This window comes from bacterium (assembly GCA_020444065.1).
Lineage (GTDB): Bacteria > Sumerlaeota > Sumerlaeia > SLMS01 > JAHLLQ01 > JAHLLQ01.
The window spans coordinates 44,098-55,278 of record JAHLLQ010000010.1; the positions used below are offsets into that span (position 1 = coordinate 44,098).

The 11,181-nt window shown below is 59.9% G+C and carries 9 protein-coding genes; 2 read left to right on the forward strand and 7 right to left on the reverse strand.

Annotation, left to right across the window (positions count from 1 at the left end):
- Window positions 1-13 precede the first annotated feature (13 nt).
- From KQI84_18310 to KQI84_18340, 7 genes are all read right to left on the reverse strand, one after another.
- Complete coding sequence (locus KQI84_18310) at window positions 14-2,563, reverse strand: hypothetical protein (protein ID MCB2156836.1); 2,550 nt, start codon at window positions 2,561-2,563, stop codon at window positions 14-16.
- Window positions 2,564-2,599: 36 nt separating this feature from the next.
- A complete protein-coding gene (locus tag KQI84_18315) occupies window positions 2,600-3,754 on the reverse strand; it encodes a hypothetical protein (protein ID MCB2156837.1) in 1,155 nt (384 codons plus the stop codon).
- 20 nt (window positions 3,755-3,774) lie between these two features.
- A complete protein-coding gene (locus KQI84_18320; GenBank protein ID MCB2156838.1) occupies window positions 3,775-4,644 on the reverse strand; it encodes a carbohydrate ABC transporter permease in 870 nt (289 codons plus the stop codon).
- A 10-nt stretch (window positions 4,645-4,654) separates the two neighbouring features.
- Window positions 4,655-5,536: a sugar ABC transporter permease gene (locus KQI84_18325; protein ID MCB2156839.1), complete on the reverse strand. Its 882-nt coding sequence runs from the start codon at window positions 5,534-5,536 to the stop codon at window positions 4,655-4,657.
- Window positions 5,533-6,897 (reverse strand): ABC transporter substrate-binding protein, encoded by a 1,365-nt coding sequence (locus tag KQI84_18330; protein MCB2156840.1) that lies wholly within the window; start codon window positions 6,895-6,897, stop codon window positions 5,533-5,535. The genes KQI84_18325 and KQI84_18330 overlap by 4 nt, the downstream gene beginning before the upstream one ends.
- Window positions 6,898-7,004: 107 nt before the next feature.
- The gene (locus KQI84_18335) at window positions 7,005-8,846 is read right to left on the reverse strand and encodes a glycoside hydrolase family 125 protein (protein ID MCB2156841.1); all 1,842 of its coding nucleotides are present in this window, start codon (window positions 8,844-8,846) and stop codon (window positions 7,005-7,007) included.
- A 33-nt stretch (window positions 8,847-8,879) separates the two neighbouring features.
- On the reverse strand, window positions 8,880-9,422 hold the full coding sequence (locus KQI84_18340; protein MCB2156842.1) for a prepilin-type N-terminal cleavage/methylation domain-containing protein: 543 nt from the start codon (window positions 9,420-9,422) through the stop codon (window positions 8,880-8,882).
- Window positions 9,423-9,734: 312 nt separating this feature from the next.
- Here KQI84_18340 and KQI84_18345 point away from each other — a divergent pair, with 312 nt between their 5' ends.
- Together KQI84_18345 and KQI84_18350 are read left to right on the forward strand one after the other, a co-directional pair.
- The gene (locus KQI84_18345; protein MCB2156843.1) at window positions 9,735-9,959 is read left to right on the forward strand and encodes a hypothetical protein; all 225 of its coding nucleotides are present in this window, start codon (window positions 9,735-9,737) and stop codon (window positions 9,957-9,959) included.
- A 114-nt stretch (window positions 9,960-10,073) separates the two neighbouring features.
- Window positions 10,074-11,093, forward strand: a complete 1,020-nt coding sequence (locus KQI84_18350; GenBank protein ID MCB2156844.1) for a LacI family transcriptional regulator — start codon at window positions 10,074-10,076, stop codon at window positions 11,091-11,093.
- Window positions 11,094-11,181: the final 88 nt, after the last annotated feature.

Consider the following 11,181-nt stretch of genomic DNA (forward strand, 5'->3'; position numbering starts at 1 on the left):
TTTGGGCGCGCGGTCAGGGCTGGTACTTGATGATGACAGCGCCGAAGGTGTGAAGGCGTGGGATCAGGAGGCGGACGAAGCCGTCGGTCTGTTCGAAGTCGACAGGGAAGGGCTGCATCATCGCGGGATCGTCGGGGCTGCCGTAGAGGACCTGCGTGACAGTGGCATTCGCCGGCAGATTGATGGCGATTTCTTCGTTTGTGAGCGGTTTGACGTCGGGGCGAGGGGCGTTCCAGGTCATTTGCTCGCCGTTGTTGAGGAGCGTGACGGTGATTTCGCCGCGGTCGTTCTGGAATCCGCGAACGACCGTTCCCGGCATGTAGGACGTCGTTTCGTAATTGGCGACGTTGCGCCCGTGATTCCGTCCAAACAGCAGGGCGTCGAACATGTTGTAATCGCGAACGATTTGAACGTTTTGCAGCGGGATAGCCACGTTGTCCGGATAGTAGAGCGAGTTGAGGGCGTGCATCTGGTGGTTCAATTCATCGGGTTCGCCGACGACCATGAGGGATCCGCCGCCAGTCATGCAGATTCCCATCATGAGGCGCAGGCTGTCCGCGGGCCAGTAGGGGGGATCGGTGAAGCCGGCGTCGGGCGGGTACATTTTGAGGACGACGCGCTGACCGGCCGGTGCGCGGTGGCGATAGCAGATGTCGACGGTGTCTTCGAGGCCGCCCTTGCAACCGGCCCAATTTTCGATGAAGATGAAGTCGGTGATGTGGTACATTTTCTCGATTCCGAACTCGCAAACGCAGTTGAAGGAAACCGCCGCGTCGGACTTCACGGCGTGAGACATTTCGTAAACGTCTTCGATGAACTCGGCGATGATTTCGGAGAGAAGGCGGCCGCTGTGTTTGCTGCCTTCGGAGTAGTAGCGTTCGTTTGCGGGATGGCCGTAGCTGTCGACTTCGAAGCCGTCGAAGGAGACAAGATCGTCGGGCGATTTGTCCAGTGTCCGGCGGAGTTCCTTGATGATGTAATCGTGCCAAGGCGTGTCGTCGGCGATGGCCATCAGCCAGAACCAGACGGGCTCGCCGGCGGCTTTGGCTTCAGGGACGGTCGTGATGCGACCGTTGAAGATGCGCGGTTCGCCGCCTGGCGTTGTCATCGGGTAGGGATGGGCTTCGTAGACGCTCTTCGATGCGGCATAGGCAGCGACATAAGCGATTGAGAGAATGCCGCGCTGGTGACCGGCGTCGATTTTGCCCTGAATATCTTTCGCGTAGACCTTGTTTCCAAAGAAGGGTTCGAACTCGTAGACTTCTTCGGTGGGCGCATAGTCTCCGTGAGCTGGGAAGTAATCGTAGAACTCGACGCCGTTGATGAACAACTTCGCGAGCATGTCGGCTTTCTTCGCGTAGTTGTCGGAAATCCGATTCCAGTTTGCGTAGAAGCCATAGCGCAAATCGTCGGGGATATCTTGCACGACGGGAAGGACGATGTAGTCGCGATCGAGAATCTTGTTGTTCTGGTCGAGGAGGACTTCCAGGCCCAGAGGCCCCTCGCGATCGGGCGTGGAGAGAGGGACGATCAGTTCGTTCTGAGCGATCGGAATTGTGGTCGAAAGCGTTGTAACAAGATCGTTGGAGATGACGAGGCGAGCGTTGCATCCGTCGGACGGGAGTTCCCCAAAGCGAACAAGGAGCTGGTTCTTCTCGCCGGGCTTGATCCAGGTCTTTTCCAGTTCCACCGAAGAGATTCGCGGGCCGGTCATTGGGCGATCGAAAGCGGGGATTTTCGTTGGGTTGAGTTCGCGACCGGGAACTGTGCGGACGTATCGATCGGGAAGCAGAGAGCGCAGATCGAGCACCGTATTCTCGTCGACGTCGCGTGTATTGACGCTCGGATCGGCGAACCACTCAGCGTCACCGCTCGAGTCCTCGGCGACGAACTTGTAGCGGATCACGCCGGGCGAGAGATCGATCTTGCGATACCAAACGTCATTGGGGCCGGGGAACATGCGGAAGGCCGGATCATCAACGACTCCATCACGATTGTTCCCCCAGGAGTTAAATGAACCGGCGAGGAAGACTCGTTCTGCATCGGGTTTGTGGTAAGTGAAGAGGAAAGCCTTGCCGTCATCGATCGGTTGTGGTGCGGCTGCGGTATTGAGGGAGATGTTGTACTTCGTGGCGAACTCCTGCGGCGTCATACCGGCTTCTTCGAGGACCGGGGCAAAGTAGATGGTCTGCTCGCCGGGCGATTCGATTTTGAAGCTCTTGCCCGGACCCACCCAACCATCGCCTGGATCGGCGTTCGTGTCGCAGGCCCATTCGTAGAGATGGCCCTTGCCCATGGGCAGGTTGACTGCGATCGACCACACGTGATCGCCGGCCGTCGCATCGCCGTGGGTTCCATCGTCGTACAGGGGATAGCGTTTGTAGTCATTCCAACCGGAGGCGAACCTGCCGGTCTCGGGATCGAAGTTGGCAGCGTAGTAGACGCGGTCGAGAGGTTGCTCGCGGAATGTGTCGTCGTAGACAAGCGTCACGGACGCGGCGGAGGCCGCCGTGCCGAGCAGCATGAACAGGCCAAGCGATTGAAGTGCTCCGTTCCTTCTCATATCGTCACCTCTCTGTTTGTTCCCTACCACTTCATGTCATTTGCGCGCCAGAAAATCCCACACGGCAGATGGGGCTGTCGTCTCGTCGAAGTTCAGGGTCTTCCACTCACCCGAGGAGTCGCAGAAGGCCAGGGTTGGTACACGATAGACTCCCATTTGAGCCAGTTCGGTTTGGAAATCGGGGTCGTCTCCAGACAGGAAGAAGAGCGTCTTTCCTGCGAGGAGTTTCTTTGCGTCCTCGTGAAGGAGGTACTTGCGTTCGAAGGCCCGGCAGGCAGTGTTTCCGTTCAATCGCACGTAGACGAAGACCGAGCCGCTGTTCTTGATCGCCTGGGCGACGCCTAGAGGGCTATAGGGCTGCCAGGAGTTGTTGGTCTGTGAGGATGTGTTCGATTGTTCGGCGGCCGGTGTGCGCAGGCGATCGAGGTTGATGATGGAATTGCCATCGCTGTCGGCTTCACGAACGTTGGGGTCGCCGATCCAGTCGAATTTGCCGTCGGTCTTCTCGAGGACGAACTTGTATCTCTGCGGGCCGGTTGGGATATCGATCGCCTGGTACCAAAGACCGTTCGGAAGCGATTCCATCAGGCACGAGATATCTGTGATGACGCCGCTTTCGTTGTTGGCGAATTCGTTGAAGTCGCCTGCCAAGTAAACGCGGCGGGCCGATGGCGCCCAGACGCGAAAGAGAACCTTGCCCTGGTCGTTGAGGCGAACGGGCGGGCCGGTGGTGGTCATATCGACGCCATATTGCTTGCTGAGTTGTTGGGGGGAGAGGTCGCTTTCGGGCATGATGGAATACGCGAGGACTTCGCGCGGCGTATCGTCGGGTACGCGGAAGGATGGGCATGGCCCGAGCCAGCCGTTAGAAGATTCCGAATCGGCATCGGCAGCCCATTCATATGTCTGTTCGGCGTTGGGCTGAATATTCAGTTTCCATCCCCAAACGTGGTCGCCGGCTTGCCGATCGCCATGCTGGCCGTCGTCAAAGAGTGGGAAACGTTTGAAATCGTTCCATCCGGAATCGTACTCACCGGTACCCGGGTGCACATTCAGAGCACAGAAGATCTGTTCGTGAGGTGTCGGGTTTCTGCTGTCGTCGAAGATCAATGTCACCTCGGCAGCGGATGTCGTTCCGGCCAATCCCAGGATGGCCAGAGCGGACAGAATCGATGTGGCTGTCTTTCTCATGTTGATACTCCCGGTCGTGATTAACCTTTCAATCCCGTCATGGCGATGCCTTCGATGAACGTGCGCTGTGTGAAGAAGAAGAGCACGACAATCGGCATAACCACGAGGGTTGAGGCGGCCATTAGCAGGTTCATATCGGTGCCGCCGTGTTTGCTTTGGAAGTGTTGCAGGCCAAGTGCGAGCGTGAACTGGTTCTGGTCCGTGAGGTAAATCAACGGGCCCATGAAGTCGTTCCACACCATCATGAAGGTGAAGAGTGCAACGACGGTGATGGCGGGTTTTGCGAGTGGTGCAACGATCAGGACAAATGTTCTGAACGGTCCGCAGCCATCGATTTCGGCGGCTTCGGTCAGGTCCTTCGGGATCGTCATGAAGAACTGGCGCAGCAGAAAGATGTTGTAGGCCGAACCGAAGAAGGCGGGCACCCAGAGGGGCATGAATGTTCCGACCCAGCCAAGCGAGCGGAAGATGGAGTACATGGGAACCATGAGGACGGGGAAGGGAATCATCATGGTTGCGAGGCTGGCGGCGAAGATGGGATCGCGTCCGCGCCAGTTCACACGCGAGAACCCATACGCCGCGAGCGCGCAACTGACAACTGTGCCGCCGACACAGAGCACGCAAAGGTACAGCGTATTCATGGCGTATTTCCAGAAGGGGATCTTCTGGGTGGCTTCGATGTAGTTCTGCCAGCGGAATGGACTTGGGATCCATTGCGGCGGGATCTGCATGGCCTGAGTGAGTTCCTTGAAGGACGTGGTCAGCATCCACAGGAATGGAAAGATGAAGAGAACCGAGAAGAGGATGAGCACGGCGTAAAGGGCAACGCGATTAGCGATGTGCCCAAAATCAACGTTCTTCTGGCGTGGCGCGGCGGCGGGCGCATTCATGACGAGGCTCTCAGGTTCCGGCATAGTAGAGGTACCTTCTTGAGACGAAATGTGCGACCGTGGTGAGCACCGCGATCATGAGGAAGAGAATCAATGCCATGGCGCAGGCGTAGCCCATGTTGAGGTATTTGAATGCGTGATCGAAGAGGTACATGGTGTAGAAGAGAGTGGAGCGCGCGGGGCCTCCGCCGGTCATGACGTACGGGACGGCGAAGACCTGGAGGACGCCGATGCAGCCCATGATGACATTGAAGTAAATGACCGGCGAGATCATCGGCAGCGTGACGTTGGCGGTTTTTTGCCACCAGTTGGCGCCGTCGAGCGTTGCGGCTTCGTAGAGGGCTTTGGGAACGTCCTGCAAGCCGGCGAGGTAGATGACGACCGCGTTGCCGACTCCCCAAAGACCGGTGAGGACAAGCGCGGGTTTCGACCAGGAAGTATCGCCGAGCCAATCGGGTCCGTTAATGTGTGCGAGGGAAAGCGCGTAGTTGATGACGCCGAATCGGCCGTTGAACATCCACTGCCAGAGGATCGCGAGCGCGACAAGCGGGACGAGCGACGGCAGGAAGAAGATGGTACGGAAGACGGAGCGGCCGATGACCTTTGCGTTCAGCAGCAGGGCCAGTCCGATGGAGAGAACCGTGCCGAGCGGGAGCGCGAGGAGGGCGAAGAAAACCGTGTTCCACAACGATTGCCAGAAGACCGGATCGGTGGAGAGGTCGCGGTAGTTTCCGACGCCGATGAAGATCGGGTCCTTGAGCACGGAGTAATCGCAGAAGCTGTAGTAGAGCGCCATGCCGGACGGCAGGAGAATGAAGCAGGAGAGGCCGATCAGCCATGGCGCAATAAACAGAAGACCGGTGATGAGGCTGTTTCGTTCGCGTTGGGTCATTCTTCCGACCTCCACTCTTCTTTGCGTTCCTCGGCGATGCGTTTCCATTGTTGGAGCGCTCGGTCGAGTTTCGGTTGGATGCGTTCGCGCACGACGGTCAGGGCCTCGTCGGGTTCGGCTTTATCGCGCCAGATGAGGTCGAACGCGTTGGTGAATTCATCGCGGAGTTCGTTGAAGATCTGCGTCTTGGGCGTGTAGCGCGCATTCGGCGATTCGGCCAGGTTGCGGAAGACGCGGATATAAGGATTTGGGTGTTGCTTGTAGAAATCTTCGGAGACTTCGCGCAGGGGTGAGAACTTGCGCTGGCCGAGGCAGAGCATTTCCATATTCTCCTGGCGCTGGACGAACTTGATAAAGTCCCACGCTTCCTCTTTGTGGCGCGCGCCGCGTGGAATGACGAGGACGTCGGCTTCGCAGATCGTGACATCTTTCAGTTCCGGGTCGCTGGACGGGAACGGCGCGACGGCCCAATTGAGGTCGGGATTGTACTTTTCGACGAAGTTCGCCATCCAGACGCCCTGGAGCTCCATCGCGACTTTGCCGGAGATGAAGAGGTTTTGCGCGGAGCTGAACTGGCCGCCGGCGGACTGGAAGACCTGGAGGGTCTTGAAGCCGTACTTCTCGGGGTAGCTTTGTACCCAATCGTAGGCGGCGATGTTCTCGGGCGAGTCCGTGACGATCTTTGTTCCATCTTTGCTGACGAGGCGACCGCCGAACCAATAGCACCAGCGCTCGTTCCACCAGCCGGGTTCGGTCGGGCTGAAGCCGAGCTGGGTGATCTCGCCGTCTTCGTCGATCTTGGTGAGCTTCGCGGCGTACTCGTCGAGTTCTGCGATCGTGCGCGGCGGCCGATTGGGATCGAGGCCGGCTTCGCGGAACATGTCTGTGTTGTAGTGCAGCGCGAGTGTGGCGGGTGTGCTCGGCAATCCCCAGATGAAACCGTGGTGTTCGCATTGCTCGCTGATGACGGGCAAGTAGCGGTCCATGTCGAAGCCGTCGCGTTCGATCAGTCCATCGAGCGGTTCGAGTGCGCCCATATCGGCGTAGGTGTAGAGTCGCCAGGCCCAGAAGCCGGCGACGTCGGGCGGGTTGCCTCCGGAGGTTGCGAGCAGGAGTTTCTGCTCGATCTGGCCGGTGCTGAGGAATTTGACGAAGACCTTGTCTTGCGATGCGTTGTACTTGTCGACGACGGCGCGCATCGCGTCCTTCTCGAAGTCCTCCCACTTTTCCCAGTACTCGACGATGACGCGGCCATCCTCTGTGCGGTCGGGTTTTTCGCGCACGCAGGAGGTCAATCCAGTCATCGCGGCGACGAGCACCAGGCCGGCCAACAGAACGTTGATTCGATTCTTGAGGCGCATGGAATACGTCTTCCGAAAACGGGATGTGCTAACTTGTTCAAACCTTGATCGTGGTCGATTGTTCGGGAGGTGCAATCCCTGGTTCGCGATTCCGCGGCATAGTGCGTTTATCCGCCGGCGCCGGAGAGCGATTCCTTTTCGGATGTCGCATCGGCCAGGCCGTAGGCGCCGGTTCCGTATGCGATGGCATGGGCGACGAAGCCTGCGCAGGTTGCGAAGTGCTCGCCGCTTTCGGGAAGGCCGGTTTCGACGTTGATGCTCTCACAGGCAATGCCGTTGTCCATCGGCGCACGGCGCAGGAGATCCAGTCCCTGTTCGACGCGGACGCCGCTGAGGATGCTGTTGCAGGCGCTGAGGATCCAGGGGTGCGGATCGCCGTCGGTGTGGCGATTACCGAGCTCGCTGAACGGTCCCGGCATGCAGTAGGGGTAGGCCTTGGAATAGAGGTGCTCGACCGTGCGGCGGAAGGTCGCGGCGTCTGCGCTGCACAACCCGTAGTAGGGGAGCAGAAGCAGGCTGCCGGCAGCCTCGTCGTACATCTCGCAGGAGCCCTTCAGGTCGGCGGCCCACTGATAGAGGCCGTTGCGGACAAGGTGGTGATCGATCGCCTTGGCAATGGCGTCGACTTCCGCGCGCGCCCATTCGGCTTCTGCGGGCTGGGTTTCTTCAAGAATCGGAATCAGCATGCGGAGGGTCTGGCGCACGAGTGCGTTGTTGTACGTCAGGACGTCGCGTCCGCCGACGATCAAGTCATCGGTCGGCATCAGTTCCGTGCGGTAGAGGGCTTCGCCGTCGACACGCCAGGACTTGAGTCGGCGAAGGAGTTCGCGAATTCCGGCGGCAATCTGAGGTTCGCGCCAGGCGGGGTCATCGGGATAAAGGGCGCACCACTGGCCGACGGCGAGGAGAGGGGCGACGAGTTCGTCGAGCTCGAAGCCATACTCGAGAATCTGGCCGTTGATCTGGCGACTGTGAATTCCGGCGTGCGGCAACTGCGGGCCGAAGGCGTAGCGAAGCAGTTCGCGGGCGTGCTCTCGGTCGTTTCGCAGAAGGAATGGATACAACCACAACAGCGAGTCGCGATCCCAGTAGGCCGCGGACACGTAGTAGCGATGGCTGCGGGACGTCATGGAAACGACACGGCTGGTATCGAGAGTGCGCGCCATGGCATAGAACCGTGCGAAGTGCGCGTTGCGGTTGGCTTTCGCGGCCAGCCGGTTGTCGCCGGGCACCGGGATGGTGCGTTCAGCCAGCCATTCGACGGTCCGGCGCTGCCATTCCTTGATGGGGACGCGGTGGGTCTCCAGGTCGGCGGCGCGGGCTCCCACGCGAGACAGCCCCAGGCCAACGACGAGGTCCGCACGGCCCTGGCAATCGACCTCGATCGAGAAAGCGGAGAGCGTTTCGACGGGCCCGGTGCCGGCATTGAGGCTGTGCTCGCGGCCATTGGCGTGCAGCCGGTAGTCGGCGCCGCCCGGGGAGCGAAGAGAAATCGTAAAAAGGAGCGTTCCCGCGAAGATTTCGATCACGACGCCTGGGGTGTGAGACCAGTTGAAGTGCTGGATCCGGCAGACCCAATCGGGCAGCTCGTGGCGGACGTTGATCGTCTGGAAGATGCGGCCGATGTTCATGGTGAAGCGCGCCCCGCGGGGGCCTTCGGGGCCGCGATAGACGAAGAAGCGCTGGCGCGGCGGGGCGAAGACGCACCCGGCGCGGCCGCCATCGGTGTGCTCGAAGCACGGGATCCAGTGCTGGAGGAAGTGCCACTTCCAGGCGTCGGGTTCGGTCGCCATGGCGTCGCACGCCAGGAAAGGGGCGCCGTCGCCTTCGACGTCGATCAGCCCGTCGGCCTTCTCGAGGACGATGTTCATGCCTTCGATGGCGCCATCCGACTCACGAACGGTCGGGAGGGCGATGTACTCGTTTCCGGTTGGGTGATAGGTGGTCATGAGATCTCTCGATAGGGTTCAGTTGGGGTTTGCTTACGGTCCGTAGCGGTGGATATCGCCGAAGGAGACGGTGCCGTTGGTCGGGTCGTACTGCACGGGATCGGGGCTGGACTGGAGGCTTTCCTCGAGATCGGGGCCGAGGCTTTGGAGGCGCCACTTGGCGCTTTCTGCGCCCTCGTGACCGGGGAAGGACTGCCAGACCTGTGGCAGGACGGTGGCGGTGTCTTCTTCGCAGAGGTAGTCGAAGGTCCGCAGGGGATTGTCGTTATTGGACAGATCCGGGAAGGGGTCCTTTGGAATGGAGGTCATGTAGGCGACCGGGGTGGTGAGGCGGACCAGTCGTTCGGCGAAGGTCAGGAAGTAGCGCGGGGTGCCGTTTTGGGAGGGCGGGTAGTGGTTGTGGTCGACCGCGTAGGATTCGACCGCCGTAGCGAGCGAGCGCATGTCTGCCTCAGCGCGGCTGACCTTCGAGCGGGTCTGGGCTTCGAGGAAGTTCGGGACGGCGATGGCCGCAAGAATAGCGATGATAGCAACAACGATGAGGAGTTCGATCAGAGTGAAAGCTCTGCGATTCATGGGGCATTCCTCCAGCGGTTTTGTCGAAGCGCTTCAACCCATGGGCGTCGTTTTTGGAGCGTTTCTGCGAGGGCGGGAAGACCGGGCTTTGGTCGGGAGAATGGGATGTTTGCTTGAGGAGCAGCGCTGACGTTAGGTTTCGTGTAAGCGCTTCAACTGGGCGCGTCAAGAGAAAGTCGTTGGGGGCGTGCGGAAAGGTCGCGGGGGAGACCGAGGGGGCGGAAGCGGTTGGATTCGCCAGGCGTGAATATGGGGGTGTCAGGAACGTAGGAGGGGCAGAGATGAGCACACCTGGATGGACGGAGGCGGAGTATGGGTCTTCTGATGCTGGTTTGCGTGGCGATCGTGTACTATCGAGCCGCGGAACATGATGGGAAGTCGGGGGGACTGGCCGTTCTGGCGTGCCTGGGATTGTGGTGGCTGCTGGGTTGGGCGGGGCTCGGGACGCTGCTGACTTGCGTGGCGCTGCTGGTGATTCTCTTCCTGGTGTATCCGACGCTGCAGGTCCTGGGAGAGCTGCTCGTAAAGGGCAAGTGAAGCCGAGCGTTTTCTGTTTGACAGCCGCGGGGTGTGGGGCTACGGGTACTGTTGAAGCGCTTACATAGAGGGCCACCTTCCGGGGCGGCGACTTGCCCCAGCGAGCAGACTCCGATGAACAAGAAGAGATCGACGATCTACGACATTGCCAAAATGGCGGGCGTTTCCATTGGAACGGTCTCACGCGTGATGAACGGCAAGGACCGTGTCCATCCAGACACGCGGGCGCGGATTCTGGCGCTGGCGGAGAAGTACAATTTCCGGCCCAGCGCCGCGGCCCGGGGTCTCGCTCTGAACAAGACCAAGACTCTTATGATGCTCGTCTCGGACGTGGCCAATGTTTATTTTGCGGAGTTGGCGAAGGAGATCAGCAAGGCGTCTCGCCAGGAGGGATACAAGATCTACCTGGGCGATTCGGACGAGACGGTGGAGATCGAAGCGGGGTACTTGCGGGCGCTGCAGGATCGGAGCGTCGATGGACTGCTGATCGCGCCGCTGTCGACGGATGCGAATGTGCCGCTGTACGGTGACCTGGCGCGGCGCCATTTCCCGATGGTGTTCATCGATACGCACATCGAGGGCGTGGCGGCGACTTGTGTGAAGGTGGATAACGAGCGCGGTGCGGACCTGGCGGTGGAGTATCTGCAGTCGAAGGGCCGCGACCGGATTGGCTTCGTCAGCGGCGACATCGATTTCCAGACGAACAAGCTGCGGTTCCAGGGGTTCACGAAGAGCCTGCGAGCGCGGGGGCTGGCGGTGCGGGATGAGTATTTCGTACTGAACCAGCAGTTCCTTGCGACGGAGGGGTTCAGCGGCGTGGATCACTTGCTTTCGCTGAGAGAGCCGCCGAATGCGATCTTCGCTTCGAGCGACTTGACAGCCATGGCGTGCGTTCGGGCCGTGTTGGAGCATGGGCTGCGCGTGCCGGACGATATCGCCGTGGTGGGCTTCGACAATCTGTCGATCAGTGCGCACATGGAGATTCCGCTGACGACCGTTGCGCAGCCGAAGGATCGGATTGGCGGCACGGCCGTGAAGGAATTGCTGGAGATGATCAACAACTCCGATCATCAGTCGTCGGAGGCGAAGCAGATATTGATCGAACCGAGTCTGGTGGTGCGCGAGTCCGCGTAGAGTCCCCGTGTGATTTTCGAATGGTCAGACAGAAACAAGAAGAGCCGAGGACAGGATGTTGTCCCCGGCTCTTCTGATTTCTTGCGAG

What these genes read in the sequence shown, in the direction of transcription:
- KQI84_18310 (MCB2156836.1), bottom strand. Translation starts at nt 2,563, where the DNA reads ATGAGAAGGAACGGAGCACTTCAATCGCTTGGCCTGTTCATGCTGCTC.
- KQI84_18315 (MCB2156837.1), bottom strand. Translation starts at nt 3,754, where the DNA reads ATGAGAAAGACAGCCACATCGATTCTGTCCGCTCTGGCCATCCTGGGA.
- KQI84_18320 (MCB2156838.1), bottom strand. Translation starts at nt 4,644, where the DNA reads ATGAATGCGCCCGCCGCCGCGCCACGCCAGAAGAACGTTGATTTTGGG.
- KQI84_18325 (MCB2156839.1), bottom strand. Translation starts at nt 5,536, where the DNA reads ATGACCCAACGCGAACGAAACAGCCTCATCACCGGTCTTCTGTTTATT.
- KQI84_18330 (MCB2156840.1), bottom strand. Translation starts at nt 6,897, where the DNA reads ATGCGCCTCAAGAATCGAATCAACGTTCTGTTGGCCGGCCTGGTGCTC.
- KQI84_18335 (MCB2156841.1), bottom strand. Translation starts at nt 8,846, where the DNA reads ATGACCACCTATCACCCAACCGGAAACGAGTACATCGCCCTCCCGACC.
- KQI84_18340 (MCB2156842.1), bottom strand. Translation starts at nt 9,422, where the DNA reads ATGAATCGCAGAGCTTTCACTCTGATCGAACTCCTCATCGTTGTTGCT.
- KQI84_18345 (MCB2156843.1), top strand. Translation starts at nt 9,735, where the DNA reads ATGGGTCTTCTGATGCTGGTTTGCGTGGCGATCGTGTACTATCGAGCC.
- KQI84_18350 (MCB2156844.1), top strand. Translation starts at nt 10,074, where the DNA reads ATGAACAAGAAGAGATCGACGATCTACGACATTGCCAAAATGGCGGGC.